The organism is Sphingomonas sp. Leaf62 (genome assembly GCF_001421915.1).
Lineage (GTDB): Bacteria > Pseudomonadota > Alphaproteobacteria > Sphingomonadales > Sphingomonadaceae > Sphingomonas.
In genome coordinates this window covers 221,426-242,735 of the sequence record NZ_LMLN01000002.1, presented here as the reverse complement: position 1 = coordinate 242,735, position 21,310 = coordinate 221,426, and the positions used below count along the sequence as shown (strand labels likewise).

The following is a 21,310-nucleotide window of genomic DNA, read 5'->3' as shown; positions in this document are numbered from 1 at the left end:
CGGTTCGCAATGCAAAGGCCCATCATGCCCGTCACCGCCACCGACCTGACCCTTGCCGCGCACCTGGCCGATGCCGCCGGTGCCGCGATCCGCCCGCGCTTCCGCAGCGACTATGGCCTCGAAATCAAGGAGGACGCCTCGCCGGTGACGCTCGCCGATCGCGAGGCGGAGGCGGCGATGCGCATTCTGATCGAGCGCGAACGGCCCTCGGACGGTATTCAGGGCGAGGAATATGGCGTCCGCGACGGGACCAGCGGGCGGGTATGGGTGCTCGACCCGATCGACGGCACCCGGTCGTTCATCGCCGGACGGCCGATCTTCGGCACGCTGATCGCGCTGGTCGAGGATGGCTGGCCGGTGCTGGGGGTCATCGACCAGCCGATCATCGGCGAACGCTGGGTCGGGGCGATCGGGCGTGGCACGACCTTCAACGGGCAACCGGCCCGGACCCGTCGCTGCCGCGATCTGGCCGACGCATTGCTGGCGACGACCAGCCCGGCCCTGTTCGACGACGGGCAGTTGCACGGCTTCGAACATGTCGAGGCGAAGGTGCGCTCGACCGTGCTGGGCGGCGATTGCTATTCCTATGGCACGCTGGCGTCGGGGCATATCGACGTGGTGGTCGAAGCGGGGCTGAAGCTGCACGATTTCGCCGCGCTGGTACCGGTGGTCGAGGGCGCGGGCGGCACGATGAGCGACTGGTCGGGCGATCCGCTCCATGCCGGCAGCATCGGCGAGGTGATCGCGCTGGGCGATGCCGCGCGGCTGGAGGATGTCGTCGAACTGCTCGCCTGTCGCGGCAGGTAACGCGCTTTCCACGCAACCCGTGGCGGACCGCATCGTTGAGGGTGGCATCACCCCGCCAGCGAAGGAAACCGTCATGGGCCTGTTTTCGAAGGATATCGCGACGCTCGACGACCTGTTCGTCCATCAGCTTCAGGACATCTTCTACGCCGAGAACCAGATCACCAAGGCGTTGCCGAAGATGATCGCCAAGGCGACCGATCCCGAACTGAAGGCCGGGTTCGAACGCCATCTGGCCGAAACCGAAGGGCAGATCCGCCGGCTGGAACAGGTGTTCGACCTGCACGGCGCGACGAAGAAGGCCGTGACCTGTCCGGCGATCGACGGCATCATCAAGGAAGCGAACGAGGTCGCCGGTGAGATCGCCGACAAGAAAGTGCTCGACGCCGCGCTCATCGCGTCGGCGCAGGCGGTCGAGCATTACGAGATCACTCGCTACGGCACGCTGATCGCATGGGCGCGGCAACTCGGCCGGGAGGATATCGCCGCGCTGCTAGGCGAAACGCTGGCGGAAGAACGCGCCACCGACGAGAAGCTGACGTCGATGGCCGAACACAAGGTCAACGCACAGGCCGAACTCGCCGAAGCATGAGGCGTGCGGGGCGGCATCGTGCCGCCCCGTTCGTTCGAAACCCGTGTGAAACGCGCGGACGCGCCCGGTGCGAAGCGCAGTGTCAGTTGGTCGGTGCCGACAGGATCGTGCGCGGCTTGCGGGTGCAATATTGCTGCGATCCCAGCAGCCCGCACTGCCGCCCGTCCTGCTTCAATCCATCCGCCTTGCGGTCGAACGCCGGTTCGTCGCTGTCGCCCAGCCGGAAACGCTCGTTGCGCCGTTCCGGACAGCCCAGCGCGCGCGGGGTGACGGCGCAATCGACCGGTTCGGCGACGTTCAGTTTCGTCACCACCGGTGCCGATTGCAGGACCAGCGCGAACAACAGCGTCATCGACATGGCACCCTCCCCATAAACCTGCATTTCCGAACCCGTTATCGGCGCTTTGGTTGCCTATTTCGCCAGCGGCCGGGGCGCGGCGATACTGCCGCCGCGCCGGGTCGACGCGGTCGCGCCGACGAACCCGCAGCCTTGCAGGAACGCCGCCGTCCCGCAGGACGGTTGCGGTACCGCCAGCAACCGTTCGCGCTCGCCCAGCGCGTCGACCGCCCGCGGGTCGCCGTCGGCCGGCGGCGTCGACAGCGGTACGCGGAACCGGTCGGCGTTGCGCCGCGCACACACCACGATTTCGTCGGCATCGGCATCGGCGTGGCACGCCTGCGCGACCTGCGTCAGGCTGCGCGCCCGCGCGATCATCGCCGCCGCCCGGCCTTCGTCCTGCACCATCGCCAGCAACGCCACCCATGCCGTCATGCCCATGCCTCCCCGAAGCGACCGGCACAGGTATCGAACGATGCGGCTTGCCGGGCAAGGGTCGGTCGCCTATCGCTTGTTTAATATGTTTAACAGCCCGGAGCCTCACCATATGCAGCCTGTCAGCAACACGCTCGACCGCGTCCTCGTTCTCGAAATGGTGCGCGTCACCGAAGCGGCGGCGATCGCCGCGTCGACGCTGGTCGGGCGGGGCGATGAAAAGGCTGCCGACGCCGCCGCCGTCGAAGCGATGCGCGCCGCGCTGAACGAACTCGACATGGACGGCACCGTCGTGATCGGCGAGGGCGAGCGCGACGAAGCGCCGATGCTGTTCATCGGCGAGAAGGTCGGCACCGGCAACGGCCCCGAAATCGACATCGCGCTCGACCCGCTGGAAGGGACCACGATCTGCGCCACCGCCGGTCCGAACAGCCTGGCCGTGCTGGCGATCGCGGAAAAGGGTGGGCTGCTGAACGCGCCCGACGTCTATATGGACAAGATCGCGTGCGGTCCGGGCTATCCCGACGGCGTCATCGACCTCGACCGGTCGCCGACCGAGAATGTGACGGCGGTGGCCACGGCCAAGGGCGTCGATCCGCGCGACATCATCGTCTGCGTCCTCGACCGCCCGCGTCATGGCGCGCTGATCGCCGAATTGCGGTCGGTCGGCTGCGGCGTGATGCTGATCGGCGATGGCGACGTGGCGGGCGTGATCGCGACCAGCGATCCCGACACCACCATCGACCTGTATATGGGGTCGGGCGGCGCACCGGAGGGCGTGCTGGCGGCAGCGGCGCTGCGCTGCGTCGGCGGGCAGTTCAAGGGCCGGCTGCTGTTCCGCAACGACGACGAACGCGCGCGTGCCGCCAAATGGGGCGTCACCGACCTCGACAAGCAGTACGACCTGACCGAACTGGCGCGCGGCGACTGCATCTTCGCGGCGACCGGCGTGACCGACGGTTCGCTGCTCGCCGGGGTGAAGCGGCTGAAGGGCAAGATGACCACCGAAAGCGTCGTGATGCGCGCCAGTTCGGGCACGGTCCGCTGGGTGAAGGGCGAACACCGGCTGTAAGCGGGCGGGCGGCACCCGCTTTCTACTCCCCTCCCTGACAAGGGAGGGGCTGGGGGTGGNCGGTTCGTTGCGGCGCGCTGACCGTTCCTCGCTGGCCGACCCACCCCCGCCCCCTCCCTTGTCAGGGAGGGGAGTTATCTCGCAACCCATGGGTTCACGCCGCGTTCAATGCGCCGATCCTACCCCGGCACCATGATACGGAGATTCCCCATCCGCCCGCTCGCTTTCGCCGTCGCCCTTGCCGCCCCGGTCGCGCTATCTGCGCAGGCACCGCGGAACGATCTCGCCTCGGTTCAGCGGCATCTGTCGGCGACGCAGACGATGACCGCCGATTTCAGCCAGACCGATCGCAACGGTCGCGTGCTGACCGGGCAGCTGACGCTCAAGAAGCCGGGCAAGATCCGCTTCCAGTATCAAAAGGGCGTGCCGATCCTGCTCGTGTCGGATGGCAAATCGCTCTACTTCCTCGACTATCAGGTCGGGCAGAAGCAGCGCTGGCCGATCGGTAACTCGCCGCTCGGCATCCTGCTGAACCCCGAACGCGACGCATCCAAATTCGCGCGGGTCGTGCCGTCGAACGATCCGCGCATCGTCAGCGTCGAGGCCTATGACCCGAAACGCCCCGAATATGGCCGGATCACGATGGTGTTCGCGCGCCAGCCCGCCGCCCCCGCCGGGCTGATGCTGCAGGGCTGGGTCGCGCTCGATGCGCAGGCGAACCGGACCACGGTCCGCCTGACCAACCAGAAGTTCAATGTCCCGGTCGCCGACAATGCGTTCCGGTTCAACGAACCCAGCCGTCCGCGGCGATAGGCGCACCGTCGCGGCCCACCTGTTCCAGCGCAAACCGATTCGCGAGCGGCCGGCGATGCCGATACCGGCGAATGGCGCGCGGCCCGCTGCATTTGTCGCGGTTCAACGCATATGTCCGGTATTTTTAGAAAATTACAGAAAGCGTTCATGTTGGCGACAGGTTCGCAGCCCTAAGGCTGATCTCGCGGTGTTGGAGCGCGTCCGGGATTTTCCCCCCTGTTGCCCGGGTCTTCAACGCCCGCCTGCGTAACGAACGCCAGGTCGGCCCTCGCTCCATGCCCCCGGAGCGGGGGCCTTTCCATGTCTGGCGCAGGCGCTTCTCCGACGGTACAGGCGCTGCATGGACATGCTTTCGGTCGCTTCGTGGAACATCAACTCGGTCCGGTTCCGCATGGACATCGTCGAGCAGTTCCTGCGTGAAGCGCAGCCCGATGTGCTGTGCCTTCAGGAAACGAAGGTCGAGAATCGCGATTTCCCGTACGAACCGCTGCGGCGGCTGGGCTATACCCATATCGCGATCAACGGGCAGCGGATGCACCACGGCGTCGCCGTGATCTCGAAAGTGCCGCTGGCCGAGGATGACCGGCTCGACTGGCAGGCCAATGGCGAGGCGCGGCATCTGGGCGTGCGGCTGGCCAACGGGCTCAGGATCGAGAACGTCTATATCCCCGCCGGCGGCGACGTGCCCGACCGCGAGCTGAACCCGAAGTTCGGCCAGAAGCTCGATTTCCTCGAACGCATGATCGAATGGTCGCACGGCCTGTCGGGCATCCCGACGTTGCTGGTCGGCGATTTCAATGTCGCCCCGCTCGAAAGCGATGTGTGGAGCCACAAGCAATTGCTCGACGTGGTCAGCCATACGCCGATCGAGGTCGCGACGCTGGTGCGGTTGCAGGCGGCGAACGACTGGGTGGATCTGGGCCGCCAGTTCGTACCGGCACCGCAGCGGCTCTATACGTGGTGGAGCTACCGCGCGAAGGATTGGGCGGCGTCGGATCGCGGACGGCGGCTCGACCATATGTGGGCCAGCCGCGACGTCGCGGCAAAGGCGGTCGCGCACCGCGTCCATGAACCGTGCCGCAGCTGGCTGAAGCCGAGCGACCATATCCCGATCGTCACCGAGTTCGCGTTTTGAGCGAGACCCGCGACGTCGCCCGCGCGATCGATGCGCTGCGCCGCGGCTGGCCGATCGCCATCGCCGCGCCGGGCGAGCCGGTGCTGACGCTGCTGCCGATCGAGACCGCCGATCCCGAACGGCTGGCGCGGTTCGATCCCGATGGTACCGGCCATATCCTGTTGTCGTTCGGCCGGGCCGAAACGCTGCGGATCGTCAACCAGCGCGCCGCCGCCCAACCCGATCATCCGGTGGCGATCCGGCGCGAGGCATGGACCGACTTCGCCGCCGCGACGGCGCTGGCCGACCCGCAACTCGACCTCGCCACGCCGATGAAGGGGCCGTTTCGCAGCATCGACGTGGCAGCGCCGGTCGCCGCGACCGCCGCGCTGCGCCTCGCCCGGGTGGCCGGCCTGCTGCCCGCCTTCGTCGCGGACGGCACCGGTGCGGAGGTGACGATCACCCCGCAAGCGATCAATGCGCATGAGGATGCCAATCGGCTGGCGATCGTCACCCGCGCGCGACTGCCGGTGGCGGGGGCCGAGGACAGCGAGATCGTCGCGTTCCGCACGCCCGATGCCGCGGGCGAGCATGTCGCACTGGTCATCGGTCAGCCCGACGGGCACCCGCCGCTGGTCCGGCTGCACAGCGAATGCCTGACCGGGGATGTGCTCGGCAGCCTGAAATGCGATTGCGGCCCGCAGCTCCATGCCGCGATCCACGCCATCGCCGATGCGAACTGGGGCATCCTGCTGTATCTCCGGCAGGAAGGACGCGGGATCGGACTGGTCAACAAGCTGCGGGCCTATGCGCTGCAGGATCAGGGGTTCGACACGGTCGACGCCAATACCCGGCTGGGCTTCGCCATCGATGCGCGCGATTTCGGCGTCGCGGGGCGGATGCTGGCGCTGCTCGGCCAGCGGCAGATCCGGTTGCTGACCAACAACCCGGCCAAGGTCGCGGGGCTGGAGGCGACGGGGATTACTGTCATCGAACGGGTCGCGCATTATTTACCGGCGAACCCGCACAACGAACGCTATCTGGCGACGAAGCGCGATCGTACCGGGCATCAGCTATAGGCCGCGACAGCTCCCCTCCCTGGAAGGGAGGGGTTGGGGGTGGGTTNGGGGGTGGGTTGGCCGGTTGTCGCACGGTCACCGTCCCTCGCAGGCCAACCCACCCCCGCCCCTCCCTTGCCAGGGAGGGGAGAATCACCGGCTTTCCTCGGTCAGATACGCGATCAGGTCGGCGCGCTCCATCGGATCGCGGACGCCGGCAAAGGCCATGCGCGTTCCCGGCACCACCCGCGACGGCGCGGCAAGCCACGCGTCCATGCGCGCCGCGTTCCAGCGGCCGCCATGCTCGATCAGTGCCTGGGTATAACCGAAGCGCGTGTCACTCGCGACCGTGCGGCCGATGACGCCATGCAGATTGGGTCCGGCCAGTGCCTGCCCACCCGCACCGATCGTATGACACGCGGCGCATTGGCCAAAGGCGCGCTTGCCCGCATCGACATCGGCATGGACGAGCAGGGTCGCCAGATCGGCGTTCGGTCCTGCCGCGCGCAGCCGCCAGGCGCGATCGCCATCGCCACCACCGCACGCCGTCAGGAACAGGGTGAGGACCAGCCAGCGCATCAACGATTCCGACGCAAGGTCCGCCACGCGACCCGCTGCAACGCCTTGGCAATGGCGGGCGTCAGGCCGAGATCGCGGGCGGCGCGCTCGTTGGGCCCCAGCCGGCGCACGTCAAAGCCGGTGACCCGGCCGAAGATGGTCAGCGCCTCCAGATAATAGCCGGCGGTGCTGCCATGATAGTGATCGTCGGCCCATAGCCCGATCTTGCCCGGATCGATCCCGTCATACGGGTTGGCGTCGGCCAGCCCGCTGGCGATCGCGTCGTTCCACGCGCTGCCGACCGGGATCGTGCCGGCGATGCCCGGCACCGTCCTTGCCACCTGCCGGTTCGCCGCCGCCAGATCGTTCGCCATCGCCGCGATCGGCTTGCCCGACCAGCGGCTGCCGGGCCGATAGGTCAGATCGGCGCGCGACCAGGTTTCGACCAGCTTTACCTGTGCCTGGGGGTTGCGGGCGTGGATCAGCGCCGCCAGCCTGCCCGCCGCTTCGCCGTGGCGGGTGGCGTCACCCGGACGCCGGGCGTCGAGCGTCGAATAGCCTTGCAGGATCACCACGTCCCAGCGCCGGTCGATCGCACCGCGCCGGTTGGCATAGTGATAGGCCAGATCCTTGCCCGGCGAGGTTTCGAGCGCGACGGTCCAGTCCAGCCCGGCCTGTTCGGCAAAGGCACGGAACAGCGCGGGCACCCCGCCGATCCTGTCGTCGTTCAGGTCGGTGACGCTGTCGGGGCGATAGCGTTCGACTGGCGATCCGGCACCGAAGGTGAAGCTGTTGCCGATGAACAGGATGTCGCGGGCAATTGCCGGGGCAGTCGCCAGCGACACGGCGGCCAGGGTCAGGAGCAGACGGATCATGCCGCTTCTTACCCCAGCCGCCGGCCCCGGCCCACCCCGCGTCAGGCGAGGGTTACCGCTGCGGCAAATTCCGTCCGCAGATCCTCGATCGTCGCTTCGAGATGGCGGGTAAGCACGGTGCGCACCGCCACCCCGTCCCGCGCCAGCCACGCGTCGACCAGCGCGCGATGCTCGACATAGGCGCGGTCGCCACGTCCGGCGGGACGCAGATGGGCGACGACATAGCGTTCGGCCAACACCGACAAACGCTGCACCAGATCGATCGTCAGATCGCGCCCGTTCGCCGCCACCAGGGCGGCGTGAAACGCCCGGTTGCGCGCCGCCGCCTCCAGCAGGTCGCGGGCCGGCGCGCCGTCCAGCCGCTCGAACGCGTCGATCACCGCCGCGCGCCGCAGTTCGTCGGCGTGGATCGCAGCATAGGCGGCAGCACCCGGCTCCACCGCCAGACGCAGTTCGTAGATTTCCTCGGCCTGCAACGCCGACATCGGCCGCACGGTATAGCCGCGATTGGCCTGTCCGGCGACCAGTCCTTCCTGTTCCAGCCGGGCCAGCGCCTCACGCAGCGGGATCTTGCTGACGCCCAGTTCGCTGGCCAGCGCATCCTGACGAATCGCAAAGGTTTCGGGCAGCGCACCGCTGACGATTCGTTCGCGCACGATTTCAAACACGCGATCGGACAGGGTTCGGACGACGATAGTCACGCTGCATTCCTTTGCAATGCGGTCCGTTGCCGGATGGCGGGGAGAATCCCCGTCATCCGGGCATCCAAAAGCCGTACATATTCAAAAATGTGCCCGGCAATCAATCTTTTCGTGACAACGGTTACCGTCAATCCGCATCACGAACGCGTGGCACGGTCGGTCGCATCGCCGCTTGTGGTGCCGACGGTGACGTGGAACCACGATGGCGATGGCCACTCCGCGTTTCACCCTGTTGCTTGCGATCCTGTTCCTGTCGGCGTGTATCGGTGGCGACCGTCCCGACCCCAAGCCGCCGCCACGACCGATCGCGCCGCGCCCGGCGGGGCCGATCACGTTGTCGGGGCAGACGCCGCGCGACACGCAGCAATGTTTCGCCGACCTGTCGCGTGCCGAGGTCCGGTTCAGCCCCCTGCCCGATCGCGACTACGGATCGGGCTGCATCGTGCTGGGCGCGGTGCAGTTGCTCGACATCGGTACCCCGATCAACGGGCTGAAGGCGATACGCTGTCCGGCGGCGCGGGCGCTGACCGGCTGGGTCCGCCACGGCGTCCGCCCGGCCGCCCGGCAACTGCTGGGCAGCGAGGTGACGCGAATCGACAGCTATGGCACCTATGTCTGCCGGGGCATCGTCGGTGGCGGCAGTCGCGCGGCGGGGCGCGTGTCCGAACATGGTTTCGCCAATGCGATCGACATCGGCAGTTTCGTGCTGGCGGACGGCCGCCGCATCTCGATCGAGCGCGACTGGAACAGCCCCGACCCGCAGGTCCGCGAATTCCTGCGCATCGTCCACCGATCGGCCTGCAAGCGCTTCGTCACCACGCTCGGCCCCCAGTATAACGCGGCGCATGCCAACCATTTTCATTTCGACATGGGCGGGCGACCGCTGTGCCGGTGACGCAACCCGCTTGCCGCTGTTTGCGGACGTGCCTAAATTCATCCCCCTATGACTGATACCAAAGTACCGTCCCGCGTGTTCCGCGGGGCCAAGCAGGAGGCCGAGGCGGCCCGCGCCCAGCTTTCCACCCCGCAGACCGAGCATCCCGCCTATCGACTGGCGTTTCAGGACATGGAGTTCCTGTTGCGCGACGATCTGCGGCCGGTGCGATTCCAGCTGGAACTGCTGAAACCCTCGTTGCTGCTGGACGAAGCGAACATCGCCTCGACCTTCGTCATCTACGGCTCGGCGCGGATTCCCGAACCGGACAAGGCCGACATGCTGCTCGACCTCGCACAGGACGACAAGGCGCGCGCGATCGCCGAGCGGATCGTCGCCAAGGCGCATTATTACGACGTGGCGCGCGAACTGGCCTTCCACGCCGGCCAGTTTCCCAACGATGTCAACGGCAAGCGGCACTTCGTCGTCTGTTCGGGCGGCGGCCCGTCGATCATGGAAGCGGCCAATCGCGGCGCGAACGAAGCCGGTGCTGAATCGATCGGGTTGAACATCGTCCTCCCCCACGAACAGGCTCCCAACCCCTATGTCACCCCGGCGCTGTCGATGCAGTTCCACTATTTCGCGCTGCGCAAGATGCACTTCCTGCTGCGCGCCCGCGCGGTCGCGGTGTTCCCCGGCGGCTTCGGCACGTTCGATGAAAGCTTCGAGTTGCTGACGCTGATCCAGACCGGCAAGATCGAGCCGATCCCCGTACTGTTTTATGGCCGCGAATTCTGGAACCGGGTCGTCAACTGGGACGCGTTGGTCGAGGAAGGCGTGATCTCGGAACGCGATCTCGACCTCATCACCTTCGTCGAAACGGCGGAGGAAGGGTGGAACGTGGTCAGGAAGTTCTACGAGGACCGGAAATAGTCCGCGGTTCCGGATAACCGTTTCCTACGTTCGTCATCCCGGCGCAGGCCGGGATCCAAGGTTCCGCAAGCGCTGAAGGGTTCGGATCCAGCGGCACCGTGGATCCCGGCCTGCGCCGGGATGACGAAAGGGCTTGTGACCAAGCCCTTTTTGAAAATGACGACTACCGCGCCAGCGCCTCGCCGATCAACTTGCGCGTATTGTCGATGCCGTACAGCGCGATGAAGCTGCCCATACGCGGTCCCTGCGCCGTGCCGAGCAGCGTTTCGTAACAGGCCTTGAACCAGTCGCGCAGCGATTCGAACCCGGCGGTCTTGCCGATTTCGTACACCGCGTTCTGGATCTGCTCCGCACCGGCATCGGCGGGCATCGCCGCCAGATCGGCATCGAGCCGTTCGAGCGCGGCGCGTTCGATGTCGGTCGGGGCGCGGCGTTCGGGCTTTTCCGCCACGTCGCGGGTGAACGCCAGCGCATGGTCGATCAGCGCGTCGAGCGCCGGGTACCGTTCCGCCGACGCATCCTCGACATAGTTCGCCAGATAGCCCCAAACCTGCGGCTTGGTCGCGTCACCCATCACGCCGACCAGATTGAGCAGCAACCCGAAGGTCACCGGCAGCGTCTCGGCGGGCGGCGGACCGCCATGGATGTGGTGGACCGGATTGCCCAGCCGTTGCTCGACCGGCTGATCGGCGTAGTTGGCGCGAAACTGCCAATATTCGTCGATCGCGCGCGGGATCACGCCCAGATGCAGCTGCTTGGCCTTTTTCGGCTCGCGATACGCATAGAAGGCGACGCTTTCGGGCGGACCATAGGTCAGCCATTGTTCGAGGCTGAGGCCGTTGCCCTTCGACTTCGAAATCTTCTGGCCATGTTCGTCGAGGAACATCTCGTAATTGAAGCCCTCGGGCGGACGCGCGCCGAGCACGCGGGCGATCTTCGACGACTGGGTCACCGAATCGATCAGGTCCTTGCCCGCCATTTCGTAATCGACGCCCAGTGCGACCCAGCGCATTGCCCAGTCGACCTTCCATTGCAGCTTCGCGCCACCCGACAGGATCGATTGTTCGACGCGGGTGTCGCCGTCCATGAACGCAACCATGCCGGTTTCCGCGTCGAGCACCTTGACCGGGACCTGCAACACGATACCGCTGGTCGGCGAGATCGGCAGCACCGGCGAATAGGTCGCACGACGTTCGGCCCCCAGCGTCGGCAGCATGATGTCGAGGATCGCCTGATAGTTGCGCAGGATCGCCTTCAGCGCCGAATCGAACCGGCCGCCGCGATAATAATCAGTCGACGACGCGAACTCATAATCGAAACCATATTGGTCGAGAAAGCTGCGCAGCCGCGCATTGTTGTGCGCGGCGAAGCTGGCGTGCGTCCCGAACGGATCGGGAATTTCGCTCAGCGGCTTGCCCAGATGTTCACGCAACAGATCGCCGTTGGGCACATTGTCCGGCACCTTGCGCAGGCCGTCCATGTCGTCCGAAAACGCGATCAGGCGGGTCGGCTGATCCGACAATTCCATGAACGCCTTGCGGACCATCGTCGTGCGCAGCACTTCGTTGAAGGTACCGATATGCGGCAACCCCGACGGACCATAGCCGGTTTCGAACAGGACCGGCTCGCCGCCCGGCTTTCTGTCCGGATAGCGCTTCAGCAGCTTGCGCGCCTCTTCATACGGCCAAGCTTTTGAAACCAATGCTGCATTGCGGATGTCTGGGTTGGTCATCCGATCCCGATACGCGGTTGGCCGCAATATTTCCACCTGTTGCGATGCAACCATGCCGTCGGTTGGGCGTAGCGTGGAGCAATGATCGTCTCCGATGCACCCCGCCTGCCCCGTATCGTCGCCGAAGTATGGAAGCCGGCGCTTGCCCTGTTCGTCTGGGACGTGATCGTCACCGTCGTGTACTTCGTCCTGCCGTTCAAGGCGCCGTCGCTGCCGCTGACGATCTTCGGTTCGGCGCTGGCGTTGTTTCTCGGCTTCCGGGTGAACTCGGCCTATGCCCGGTGGTGGGAGGCGCGTTCGCTCTGGGGATTGATGATCAACGCGTCGCGCAACCTCGCGCGCGGCGCGATCTCGTACATCGGGCCGGAAAACGAAGGGCAGAAGCGCGATCTCAAGCGGTCGATCGTGCTGCGGCATATCGCCTATGTCCACGCGCTGCGCTGCCAGCTGCGCAAGCTGGATTCGAAGGACGAGGTGCATCGATTCCTGTCGCGTGACGAGGCGGGCGAGCCGCTGGGGCGCACCAACGTCGCCAACGGGCTGCTCGACGGTACCGGTTCGCGCATTGCCGAGGCGCAGCGCCGCGGATGGATCGACAGCATCCAGCAGACCGGACTAGAAAGCGTGCTGATCGACATCGCCAACGCGCAGGGCGGCATGGAGCGGATCAAGAACACGCCGCTGCCGGTGCAGTATCGGTTCCTGCCGTCGCTGTTCACGCGGCTGTTCTGCATCGTGCTGCCGATCGGGCTGGTCGAAACGCTCGGCATCGCCACGCCGCTCGGGTCGGGGCTGGCGGGGTTGATGTTCCTTGCCGTGCTGCAGATCGGCGAGGATCTGGCCGATCCGTTCGCCAACATCGTGCACGACCTGCCGCTGACCGCGATGTGCCGGACGATCGAGATCGATCTGTTGCAGGCGATCGGCGATCCGGCACCGCAACCGCTGACCCCGGACAAGGGCGTGTTGTGGTAACGGAACGGCCTGCCGGCTGAACGGGTTGGGCCATCGACGGAGGATGACGATGGCCGACGAGCACAAACCGACGAAGAAGATGGCGGCGAACGCCGAAAAGGGTCTGAAACTGCACGAGACCTTCGATCGCGGCGGGACCGAGGTCGGGGTGAAGCGCGCGAAGCAGATCGTCGACGGCGGTCCGATGTCCGATGCGGACGTCAAATCGATGCACAGCTATTTCGCGCGGCACAGCGTCGACAAGGATACCAAGGCGCATCGCTGGGGCGACGATGACGACCCGTCGGCGGGCTATATCTCTTGGCTGCTATGGGGCGGTGACGAAGGCGGGGGATGGGCGGATCGCCAGCGCGAGAAGATCGGCTAAATCCTCCCCGGCACGGGGGAGGATTTACGCGTTCGACTTCCGTTCTCCGTCCATCGCGCTATGTAGGGCACAATGCTCCCCTACCCCGCCCTGCACGCCAGCCATTCGGGCGTCTGGATCGCCGATGCGAACGGCACACGCGAGATCAGCCGGGGGGAAGCGATTTCCTGCGTCGCGGATACCCCGACCATCGTCCTCAACGCGCCGTTGATCGGCCAGCGGCTGGGCTATGCCGAACTGTCGGGGCTCGACCTGCTCGAACTGTTCGCGTTCGTTCATCCGGCACGGTTCGCGGTGCCGACGCCAAAGGGGATCGCGCAGGCGCTGAAGCTGACACTGCCGACCGACGAAGCGAGCGTCGCAGCGCTGCTGCGCGATGCGGCGTCGGCACTGATCGCGACTGCCGCTGCGCCATGGCCCGAACAGGAAGGGGCATGGACCGCCGCGCAATCGCTGTTCCGGCTGCGCTGGCCATGGGCTCCGGCTCTGGGACAGGTGCTGCCGAAACCCGCCACCGCCGAACGCTGGCTGTTCTCGAAGCTGCCCGAATGGGAGGAAGCGCCGCCGCGTGGTGCGCCGCGGACGGTGACGCTGTCCCCCGATGCCATCGCCGAACGGCTGGCCACCCTGACCGGTCAGGGGGCAGAGGCGCGCCCCGGCCAGCGCGCCTTCGCTGCCGCCGCCGCCGACGCCTTTGCCCCGCGCGTCGCACGCGACACGCCCAATCTGGTGCTGGCGGAAGCAGGGACCGGCATCGGCAAGACGCTCGGCTATCTCTCGTCCGCGTCGCTGTGGTCGGAGGCCGCCGATGGCGCGGTGTGGGTATCGACCTTTACCAAGGCGTTGCAGCGGCAATTGGCGCAGGAAAGCGAACGCGTCTTTCCCGATCCCGCCGAACGCCGCGCCCGCGTCGTGACGCGCAAGGGGCGCGAGAATTATCTGTGCCTGCTCAATCTGGAGGACGCGTTGCAGGGCGGGTTTCAGGGGCGGGCGGCGGTGCTGGCGCACCTCGTCGCGCGCTGGGCGGCGTATAGCGCCGATGGCGACATGGTCGGCGGCGACCTGCCCGGCTGGTTGCCGACGCTGTTCCGGCGCAACGGATCGACCGCGCTGACCGACCGGCGCGGCGAGTGCATCTATGCCGGCTGCCCGCATTACCGCAAATGCTTCATCGAACGCGCGGCCCGGGCGTCGGCACAGGCCGATATCGTCATCGCCAACCACGCGCTCGTCATGGTCAACGCCGCGCGTGGTCGCGAGACCGGCACGCGCCCGACCCGCTATGTCTTCGACGAAGGCCATCACCTGTTCGATGCCGCCGATGCGATGTTCTCCGCCGCGCTGACCGGCATGGAGGCGATCGAGATCCGCCGCTGGGTCTTGGGGCCGGAGGGCGGCGGGCGCGGACGACGGCGTGGGCTGGCGGCGCGGCTGTCCGATGTCGCCAGCTATGATGCGGCGGGCTGCGAAGCGGTGGCGGCGGCGGTCGATGCCGCGCGGTTGCTGCCCGCCGATGGCTGGTTGGCGCGGGTGCAGGAGGGCGATCCGTTCGGTCCGGTCGAGAAATTGCTGGCCTGCGTGCGCGGTGCGGTGTTCGCGCGCGCCAAGGATGGCGAGGCAGGCTATGGCCTCGAGACCGAACTGACCGAACCGCCGCCCGAACTGGTCGACGCCGCCGGTCCCGCCGCGCAGGCACTGGATGCGCTGCTGCGCCCGCTGATTGCGCTTGGCAAGCGGCTGGAAGCGGTGCTGACCGAGGGGCCGGACTGGATGGACGGCCCGGCGCGCGCCCGGATCGAGGGGGCGATCGCCTCGCTCGGCTGGCGGGCGGAAACGGTCGCGGCATGGGGGCGGCTGCTGGCGCGGGTCGGCGGGCCGGTCGATCCCGATTTCGTCGACTGGCTGGCGGTCGAACGGGTCGAGGGACGCGAATACGACATGGGGCTGCACCGCCACTGGCTCGATCCCGGCCGCCCCTTCGCCGAAACGGTGCTGAAGCCCGCGCACGGCGTATTGGTGACCTCCGCGACGCTGCGCGCGGGCGGCGACTGGACGCAGGCCGATGCGCGCGTCGGTGCGCCGCACCTGATGCGCCCGCCGACCCATTTCGCCGCGACCAGCCCGTTCGCCTATGCCGAACAGGCCGAGGTGCTGATCGTCACCGATGTGAAGCGCGGCGACCTGCCCGCGCTCGCCAATGCGTACGGCCGGTTGATCGTCGCGGCGGGGGGCGGCACGCTGGGGCTGTTTACCGCGATCCGGCGGCTGCGCGGTGTCCATGCGCGCATCGCCGACCGCCTCGCGCGTGATGGATTGCCGCTCTACGCCCAGCATGTCGACCCGATCGACACCGGTACGTTGGTCGACATCTTCCGCGACGACCCCCGTGCCTCGCTGATCGGCACCGATGCGCTGCGCGACGGGGTCGACGTGCCCGGCCATTCGCTGCGGATGGTGGTGATGGAGGGGGTGCCGTGGGTAAAGCCCGGCGTGCTCCACGCCGCGCGGCGGCTGGCGGGCGGTGGCAGCGCCTATGACGACCGGATGGTGCGCGCGCGGCTGGCACAGGCGTTCGGGCGGCTGATCCGGCGCGCCGACGATTGCGGGCTGTTCGTGCTGCTGTCGGCGGCGATGCCGTCGCGGCTGCTGGGCGCGTTCCCCGATGGGACACCGGTCATTCGCTGCACGCTGGACGAAGCGGTCGCGCGTGCCCTTTCCTTGGGGCAGGAAGTGGGGCATGGGGCGCATGCCCTGCCGATGGAGCCCTTGCCATGAAGACGCTGACGCTGCTGCGCCATGCCAAGTCGAGCTGGGACGATGCCATTACCCGCGATTTCGACCGGCCGCTGAACGCCAAGGGCGCCCGCGCGGCGACCGCGATGGGCGCGCATCTGCGGCAATTGGGATGCCGGTTCGATCATCTGGTCGCCAGCCCTGCCCGCCGTGTCGTCGAAACGCTCGACCATTTCCGGCGCGGTTATGGCAGCCTGCCCGAGGAGCAGAGCAACCGCCTGCTGTATCTGGCGTCGGAGGGGACGTTGCTCGACACCGTGCGCGCGCTGCCCGCCGCTGTCGATCGCGCGTTGCTGGTCGGGCACAATCCAGGGCTGGAGGATCTCGTCCTACTGCTGTCAGCCGAAAGCAACCCGTTGCGCGGCGCGGTCGAGGAGAAGTTTCCGACCGCCAGCGTCGCGGTGCTGGAACTGGATGGCGACTGGGCGAGCGCGGGCAATGGCTGCGGGCATCTGGTCACGTTCGTCCGGCCCCGCGATCTGGACCCCAGCCTGGGGCCGGATCACGATTAAACGGTACGCCGCGGAATGCGAAACCTGCGCAAGGTTTCTGGCCGTCTCGTCCTCTCGCCATACCCCCGCGCAGGCGGGGGTCCAGAGCCTCACAAAACAACGGCTTATGCCTTGGAACCCTGGAACCCCGCCTCTGCGGGGGTACGGTCGTGGGCGCATTCGACAGGCGTTGCGGAGGCAGGGGTATGCCAGCCGATCGGTAATCGGAACGTTCGCATAGGTCTCGCCGGCGCGAGAATACGGTTCGTTATCGCACGACAGCCGCGATCAGCGCGCCGCCATCCGCCGCGCGAAGTGGATTTCCACCGCCTGCGTCACGCTTTTCGCGATCGCCTTTCGCCCCTCCGCCGAATCGAGCCGCTTTGCATCCCCCTCGTTCGACAGATAGCCGGTTTCGAACAGGATCGATGGCAGGTCGGGTGCCTTCAGCACCATCAGCGACGCCATGCGGTGGTAATTGGATTTGAGCGGGATCACGCCCTTCGCCTCGCGCCCGAGCAACCGCGCGAACCCCGCCGATTCGTTCATCGTCTCACGCTGCGTCAGGTCGATCAGGATCGAGGAGATGTCGGCCGGTTGCCGGCCGAGATCGACCCCGGCGAGAATATCGGCCTTGTTCTCGCGCGCGGCCAGCCGGGCGGCTTCGCGGTCCGATGCGACTTCGGACAGGGTATAGATGCTGGCTCCGCTGGCGTCGGGATTATCCGCGCTGTCGCAATGGACCGAGATGAACAGGCTGCCGCCCAGTCGCCTGGCGATCGCATAGCGTTCCTGCAACACCAGAAACTGGTCGCGATCGCGCGTCATCGCGACACGGACGCGCCCCCCCGCGAGCAGCGCGTCACGGATCGCCCGCGCGGTCTTGAGCGTCAAATCCTTTTCCCGCAGGCCGCCATGCGGCGAGATCGCGCCGGGATCATGGCCGCCATGGCCGGCGTCGATCACCACCAGCGGCCGATCGGCGTCGCCCTCTACCCTTGGCAATGGCAGGCCACGGCGCGGGCGTGCAACGGGTACGGCAACACTGGCGGTCGCTCGCTGTCGCCGGTCGACGACCATCGCCGCCGACGATGCCACCGGCACGATCGCGCCGACCACCGGTTGCGGCGCGAACCGCATCCGCCCGCCCCCCGCCGCCCGCGCGAAGCGGCTGGCGTTCACCCGGCGCAGGTCGAGCGTGAGGCGATGCCCGCCATCGGAAAATCCGCCGCCGGTGACCATCGCCGATTCGGCGAGGTCGAGCACGAGCCGGCTGCCGCGATCGCCGCGCACCCCCTGGCGCACCGCCAGCACCGATCCACCGGCAGCGCTGCGCCCGCCGGGACGAACCCCGTCGAGATCGACGACGATCCGATCGGGCCCGGCCATCGCAAAGCTGCTGGCACCGCGTGCCGGCGCGTCGAGGCGGATGACGATGCGATCGTTCGCAACCTCGACCGCGTCGATGTGCTGGGCGGCGGCCGGCGATCCGAACGCTGCGCACGACAGAGCCAGCGCGGCCGTGTGTCGCGCACGCGATCCTGCGAATCCGAAGCTGGCCCAGCGCTTACCCATGACGAAGCGGCTCTTCCCCCATTCCGCGAACCGTGCCGTACCGACTCCGGCCACAAACAGCCCTTACTAACCGTGGTAAAGATTAATTTACCCTAAAACAGCGGGGAAGATAACCGGGTAAGGAAGCATGCCCGCGCTGTTGCCGTTCACGATGGTGAATGCTACGCCTGTTCCTACGTCGGTCCCGGGCCTGTCCCAGGGGAGCCGATGCGACATCCCGCGCGCAACCGCCTGCGGGATTTATTCAGGTTGATGTTCTCATGTGGCAAGTTCCGTCCCGTTCCGCCTGTGCCGCTGTCGCGGCCGGCGTCGGGGCGACGGTTGTCCGCCCGGAAATTCCCGGACTGCCCGTGCGAGCAGACGCATATCCCAGCAATCGCGCGCAGGCACCGGGCTTGAACCCCGCCGCGCGTTTAGGCGCGCCGACTGGCACAGCCGTCCCGCGCGCCCGGAGACACTATCATGACCACGCGGATGTTGATCGACGCTCGCCACCGGGAGGAAACCCGGGTCGCCGTCGTCAAGGGTAACCGGATCGAGGAATTCGATTTCGAATCGGCCGAGCGCAAGCAGCTCAAGGGCAATATCTATCTCGCCAAGGTGACGCGGGTCGAACCGTCGTTGCAGGCGGCGTTCGTCGATTATGGCGGCAACCGCCACGGCTTCCTCGCCTTTTCCGAAATCCACCCGGATTATTACCAGATCCCGAAGGAAGACCGCGACGCGCTGCTGGCCGAGGAAGCCGAGCATGCCGCCGAGGAAGCCGCGCTGCGCGCCGGCGATCATGACGACGACGTCGACTACGACGATCACGATCATGACGATGATGCCGAAGGTGGCATCGAAGTCGTCGAGCGTGACGAGGACGACGATCATCACGATGACGAGGAAGGCGAGGACGCCCCCGCCCCGCGCCCGCGCAAGAGCGGTGGCGACGATGCCGCGGTCGAGGCGCTGCGCCAGCGCCGGCTGAACCTGCGTCGCCGCTACAAGATCCAGGACGTGATCCGCCGCCGGCAGGTGCTGCTGGTGCAGGTCGTGAAGGAAGAGCGCGGCAACAAGGGCGCGGCGCTGACCACCTATCTGTCGCTCGCCGGCCGGTATTGCGTATTGATGCCTAATACCGCGCATGGCGGCGGCATTTCGCGCAAGATCAATTCGGCCGCCGACCGCAAGCGGTTGAAGTCGATCATGGCCGAACTGACGCTGCCGGCGTCAATGGNNNNCCTCGCCCGCCTGTGGGACGGCATTCGTGACCAGACGCTGACGTCGTCGGCGCCGGCGCTGGTCTACGGCGACAGCGACCTCGTGAAGCGCGCGATCCGCGACATCTACAATAAGGACGTCGACGAGGTGATCGTCGAGGGCGAGGACGGGTTCCGCCACGCCAAGGACTATATGCGCCTGCTGATGCCCGCGCATGCCCGCCGGGTGAAGCAGTACGCCGACGCGGTGCCGCTGTTCCAGCGCGCGCATGTCGAGGATCAGCTGGCCGCGATGTACAATCCGGTCGTGCAGCTCAAATCGGGCGGCTATCTGGTCATCAACCCGACCGAGGCGCTGGTGTCGATCGACATCAACTCCGGCCGGTCGACCCGCGAACATAATATCGAACAGACGGCGACCGCGACCAACCTCGAAGCGGCGCAGGAAATCGCGCGCCAGCTGCGGCTGCGCGACATGGCCGGTCTGGTCGTGATCGACTTCATCGACATGGATCACGGATCGAACGTCCGTAAGGTCGAGAAGGCGATGAAGGAGGCGCTGAAGAACGACCGCGCCCGCATCCAGGTTGGTCGCATCTCCGCCTTCGGTCTGATGGAGATGAGCCGTCAGCGGCTGCGTACCGGCGTGCTGGAGGCATCGACCCGGCAGTGCCCGCATTGCGAGGGCACCGGGCTGGTCCGGACCGCGTCGTCGGCCGGCCTGTCGGCGCTGCGCCTGATCGAGGACGAGGCCGCCCGCGGTCGCGGTTCGCTGATCGCGTTGCGCGCCAGCCAGGAAGCGGCGTTCTATGTCCTCAACAAGAAGCGCGCCGACATCGCCGAGGTCGAGGACCGCTATGGCGTGACGGTCGAGATCGTGCCCGATGCCGAGATCGAGGGCGCGCGCATGGCGGTCGAAGCATCCGGCCCGCCGCCTGCGCACCCACCCAAGATCGAGCCGCTGGTCGTCATCGACGACGAGGACGATGCCTATGAGGACATCGAGGACGAGATCGACGAGGAAATTGAGGAAGACGCGGTCGAGGAAACCGCCCGTCCGCCGCGCGGCGACGACGAGGGCGAAGGTCGTGGCAAGCGCCGCCGCCGCCGTCGCGGCCGTCGCGGTCGCAACCGTGAGGAAGGCGACGTCGAGGGCGAAGCCGGCGACGATGCCGACATCGAATCGGAGGGCGACGATGCGGTCGAAGCCGATGACGAGACGGTCGATGCCGCTGTCGTCGACGCAGAGGCGGACGAACGCGACGTTGCAGACGATGCCGCGCCCGAAACCGAAACCGCCGATGACGGTAGCCGGCGCAAGCGTCGCCGGCGTGGTCGTCGTGGTGGTCGTCGTGGTGACGGTGCGTTCGATGCCGCCGACGGTGCGGGAACGATCGCCGACCTCCCGGTCGAGGACGATGTCGCCGAACCTGCCGTGGTTGCCGAACCCGCCGCAGCGGAACCGGTCGTCGAGCCCGAAATGGTCGATGCCGAACCGACGCCCGCGCCAAAGCGGACCCGGCGCCGCCCAAGCGCGCGTGCCAAGGTCGAGACCACAACCGAGCCGACGCCAGCCGAACCGGTGACCATCGAGGCCGGCGATGCTGCGCCGCTCGTGGTTCCCGCACCGGTGGAAACTCCGGTCGTCGAGGTCGAGCCGGCCGCCGAAGCCCCCAAGCCGAAGCGGACGCGTCGTCGCAAGGCCGATGCCGAGCCGGCCGCTGCCGAGGAAGCACTGCCCCCCGTTAAGGCCGAAGCAGAAGCAGCCCCTGCCCCCAAGAAGCGCCGTGCGCCGCGTCGCAAGCCCGCCGAAACGGCGGACGTGACCGAAGCGGCTGCCGCGCCGGAACCGGAAGCAATCGCTGCCGAACCGGAAACCGAAGAAACGGCCGTGAACGAGGAAGCGGCTGGCGATAGCGAAAACCCGTCGCCCCGCCGCGGCTGGTGGCAGCGCACCTTCGGCAACTGATCGCGGCGATCCTCGCCACGGACGAAAGGGCGGCCTC

The 21,310-nt window shown here is 67.3% G+C and carries 20 protein-coding genes and 1 pseudogene; 14 read left to right on the top strand and 7 right to left on the bottom strand.

Features of this window, described 5'->3' with window-relative positions; all coding sequences use genetic code 11:
- Nucleotides 1–24: 24 nt before the first annotated feature.
- Nucleotides 25–807, top strand: coding sequence for a histidinol-phosphatase (hisN, locus tag ASE91_RS01900; RefSeq protein WP_056622136.1), 783 nt, complete (start codon nt 25–27; stop codon nt 805–807).
- Between the two features lie 19 nt (nt 808–826).
- Nucleotides 827–1,396 (top strand): YciE/YciF ferroxidase family protein, encoded by a 570-nt coding sequence (locus ASE91_RS01895; protein ID WP_235530252.1) that lies wholly within the window; start codon nt 827–829, stop codon nt 1,394–1,396.
- 82 nt (nt 1,397–1,478) lie between these two features.
- Here the strand turns inward: ASE91_RS01895 and ASE91_RS01890 are convergent, their stop codons facing one another.
- Complete coding sequence (locus tag ASE91_RS01890; RefSeq protein ID WP_235530250.1) at nt 1,479–1,748, bottom strand: hypothetical protein; 270 nt, start codon at nt 1,746–1,748, stop codon at nt 1,479–1,481.
- Nucleotides 1,749–1,808: 60 nt separating this feature from the next.
- Nucleotides 1,809–2,168, bottom strand: a complete 360-nt coding sequence (locus ASE91_RS01885) for a hypothetical protein (protein ID WP_156357604.1) — start codon at nt 2,166–2,168, stop codon at nt 1,809–1,811.
- Between the two features lie 112 nt (nt 2,169–2,280).
- Between ASE91_RS01885 and glpX the strand changes: the two genes are divergently transcribed.
- The 4 genes from glpX (at nt 2,281) to ribA (ending at nt 6,246) form a co-directional block, all read left to right on the top strand.
- On the top strand, nt 2,281–3,240 hold the full coding sequence (gene glpX, locus ASE91_RS01880; protein WP_056395276.1) for a class II fructose-bisphosphatase: 960 nt from the start codon (nt 2,281–2,283) through the stop codon (nt 3,238–3,240).
- Nucleotides 3,241–3,432: 192 nt separating this feature from the next.
- Entirely contained in the window at nt 3,433–4,053 is a 621-nt protein-coding gene (locus ASE91_RS01875) for a LolA family protein (protein ID WP_156357603.1), read from the top strand.
- A 340-nt stretch (nt 4,054–4,393) separates the two neighbouring features.
- Nucleotides 4,394–5,188: an exodeoxyribonuclease III gene (locus ASE91_RS01870; RefSeq protein WP_056622131.1), complete on the top strand. Its 795-nt coding sequence runs from the start codon at nt 4,394–4,396 to the stop codon at nt 5,186–5,188.
- Entirely contained in the window at nt 5,185–6,246 is a 1,062-nt protein-coding gene (ribA, locus tag ASE91_RS01865) for a GTP cyclohydrolase II (protein WP_056622130.1), read from the top strand. The genes ASE91_RS01870 and ribA overlap by 4 nt, the downstream gene beginning before the upstream one ends.
- A gap of 132 nt (nt 6,247–6,378) precedes the next feature.
- On the opposite strand, the gene ASE91_RS01860 is transcribed toward ribA, so the two are convergent.
- The 3 genes from ASE91_RS01860 to ASE91_RS01850 are packed head-to-tail and all read right to left on the bottom strand — an operon-like array spanning nt 6,379 to nt 8,359.
- Nucleotides 6,379–6,804, bottom strand: a complete 426-nt coding sequence (locus ASE91_RS01860) for a c-type cytochrome (protein WP_056622298.1) — start codon at nt 6,802–6,804, stop codon at nt 6,379–6,381.
- On the bottom strand, nt 6,804–7,658 hold the full coding sequence (locus ASE91_RS01855; protein ID WP_056622128.1) for a glycosyl transferase family 1: 855 nt from the start codon (nt 7,656–7,658) through the stop codon (nt 6,804–6,806). Before ASE91_RS01855 ends, ASE91_RS01860 begins: the two co-directional genes overlap by 1 nt.
- A gap of 41 nt (nt 7,659–7,699) precedes the next feature.
- Nucleotides 7,700–8,359 carry a GntR family transcriptional regulator gene (locus ASE91_RS01850; protein ID WP_056622127.1) on the bottom strand — a complete coding sequence of 220 codons (660 nt, stop codon included), beginning with the start codon at nt 8,357–8,359 and terminating at the stop codon, nt 7,700–7,702.
- Between the two features lie 208 nt (nt 8,360–8,567).
- Between ASE91_RS01850 and ASE91_RS01845 the strand changes: the two genes are divergently transcribed.
- Both ASE91_RS01845 and ASE91_RS01840 read left to right on the top strand, forming a co-directional pair.
- Nucleotides 8,568–9,254, top strand: a complete 687-nt coding sequence (locus ASE91_RS01845) for an extensin family protein (RefSeq protein WP_056622296.1) — start codon at nt 8,568–8,570, stop codon at nt 9,252–9,254.
- Between the two features lie 48 nt (nt 9,255–9,302).
- Nucleotides 9,303–10,166 (top strand): LOG family protein, encoded by an 864-nt coding sequence (locus ASE91_RS01840; protein ID WP_056622123.1) that lies wholly within the window; start codon nt 9,303–9,305, stop codon nt 10,164–10,166.
- A 163-nt stretch (nt 10,167–10,329) separates the two neighbouring features.
- On the opposite strand, the gene ASE91_RS01835 is transcribed toward ASE91_RS01840, so the two are convergent.
- Nucleotides 10,330–11,898, bottom strand: coding sequence for a lysine--tRNA ligase (locus ASE91_RS01835; protein WP_056622121.1), 1,569 nt, complete (start codon nt 11,896–11,898; stop codon nt 10,330–10,332).
- A gap of 81 nt (nt 11,899–11,979) precedes the next feature.
- Between ASE91_RS01835 and ASE91_RS01830 the strand changes: the two genes are divergently transcribed.
- The 4 genes from ASE91_RS01830 (at nt 11,980) to ASE91_RS01815 (ending at nt 16,545) form a co-directional block, all read left to right on the top strand.
- Nucleotides 11,980–12,873, top strand: a complete 894-nt coding sequence (locus ASE91_RS01830; RefSeq protein WP_056622119.1) for a bestrophin family protein — start codon at nt 11,980–11,982, stop codon at nt 12,871–12,873.
- A 49-nt stretch (nt 12,874–12,922) separates the two neighbouring features.
- Nucleotides 12,923–13,240: a hypothetical protein gene (locus ASE91_RS01825; RefSeq protein ID WP_056622294.1), complete on the top strand. Its 318-nt coding sequence runs from the start codon at nt 12,923–12,925 to the stop codon at nt 13,238–13,240.
- Nucleotides 13,241–13,312: 72 nt separating this feature from the next.
- Nucleotides 13,313–16,015 (top strand): ATP-dependent DNA helicase, encoded by a 2,703-nt coding sequence (locus ASE91_RS01820; protein WP_056622117.1) that lies wholly within the window; start codon nt 13,313–13,315, stop codon nt 16,013–16,015.
- A complete protein-coding gene (locus ASE91_RS01815; RefSeq protein ID WP_056622115.1) occupies nt 16,012–16,545 on the top strand; it encodes a SixA phosphatase family protein in 534 nt (177 codons plus the stop codon). Before ASE91_RS01820 ends, ASE91_RS01815 begins: the two co-directional genes overlap by 4 nt.
- Before the next feature lie 267 nt (nt 16,546–16,812).
- Here the strand turns inward: ASE91_RS01815 and ASE91_RS01810 are convergent, their stop codons facing one another.
- Entirely contained in the window at nt 16,813–18,099 is a 1,287-nt protein-coding gene (locus tag ASE91_RS01810) for an N-acetylmuramoyl-L-alanine amidase (protein ID WP_056622113.1), read from the bottom strand.
- A gap of 462 nt (nt 18,100–18,561) precedes the next feature.
- Between ASE91_RS01810 and ASE91_RS20340 the strand changes: the two are divergent.
- Both ASE91_RS20340 and ASE91_RS01805 read left to right on the top strand, forming a co-directional pair.
- Nucleotides 18,562–19,321: pseudogene (locus ASE91_RS20340) on the top strand (ribonuclease E/G); the annotation flags it as partial.
- 4 nt (nt 19,322–19,325) lie between these two features.
- A partial coding sequence (locus ASE91_RS01805; protein ID WP_235530249.1) for a ribonuclease E/G occupies nt 19,326–21,273 on the top strand: 1,948 nt, incomplete at its 5' end.
- Nucleotides 21,274–21,310 lie beyond the last annotated feature (37 nt).

Coding starts and splice junctions, on each gene's coding strand:
- ASE91_RS01820 (WP_056622117.1), top strand. CDS start 13,313: ATGCTCCCCTACCCCGCCCTGCACGCCAGCCATTCGGGCGTCTGGATC.
- ASE91_RS01855 (WP_056622128.1), bottom strand. CDS start 7,658: ATGATCCGTCTGCTCCTGACCCTGGCCGCCGTGTCGCTGGCGACTGCC.
- ASE91_RS01870 (WP_056622131.1), top strand. CDS start 4,394: ATGGACATGCTTTCGGTCGCTTCGTGGAACATCAACTCGGTCCGGTTC.
- ASE91_RS01810 (WP_056622113.1), bottom strand. CDS start 18,099: ATGGGTAAGCGCTGGGCCAGCTTCGGATTCGCAGGATCGCGTGCGCGA.
- hisN (WP_056622136.1), top strand. CDS start 25: ATGCCCGTCACCGCCACCGACCTGACCCTTGCCGCGCACCTGGCCGAT.
- ASE91_RS01835 (WP_056622121.1), bottom strand. CDS start 11,898: ATGACCAACCCAGACATCCGCAATGCAGCATTGGTTTCAAAAGCTTGG.
- ASE91_RS01815 (WP_056622115.1), top strand. CDS start 16,012: ATGAAGACGCTGACGCTGCTGCGCCATGCCAAGTCGAGCTGGGACGAT.
- glpX (WP_056395276.1), top strand. CDS start 2,281: ATGCAGCCTGTCAGCAACACGCTCGACCGCGTCCTCGTTCTCGAAATG.
- ASE91_RS01885 (WP_156357604.1), bottom strand. CDS start 2,168: ATGACGGCATGGGTGGCGTTGCTGGCGATGGTGCAGGACGAAGGCCGG.
- ASE91_RS01860 (WP_056622298.1), bottom strand. CDS start 6,804: ATGCGCTGGCTGGTCCTCACCCTGTTCCTGACGGCGTGCGGTGGTGGC.
- ASE91_RS01890 (WP_235530250.1), bottom strand. CDS start 1,748: ATGACGCTGTTGTTCGCGCTGGTCCTGCAATCGGCACCGGTGGTGACG.
- ASE91_RS01875 (WP_156357603.1), top strand. CDS start 3,433: ATGATACGGAGATTCCCCATCCGCCCGCTCGCTTTCGCCGTCGCCCTT.
- ASE91_RS01840 (WP_056622123.1), top strand. CDS start 9,303: ATGACTGATACCAAAGTACCGTCCCGCGTGTTCCGCGGGGCCAAGCAG.
- ASE91_RS01825 (WP_056622294.1), top strand. CDS start 12,923: ATGGCCGACGAGCACAAACCGACGAAGAAGATGGCGGCGAACGCCGAA.
- ASE91_RS01845 (WP_056622296.1), top strand. CDS start 8,568: ATGGCCACTCCGCGTTTCACCCTGTTGCTTGCGATCCTGTTCCTGTCG.
- ASE91_RS01830 (WP_056622119.1), top strand. CDS start 11,980: ATGATCGTCTCCGATGCACCCCGCCTGCCCCGTATCGTCGCCGAAGTA.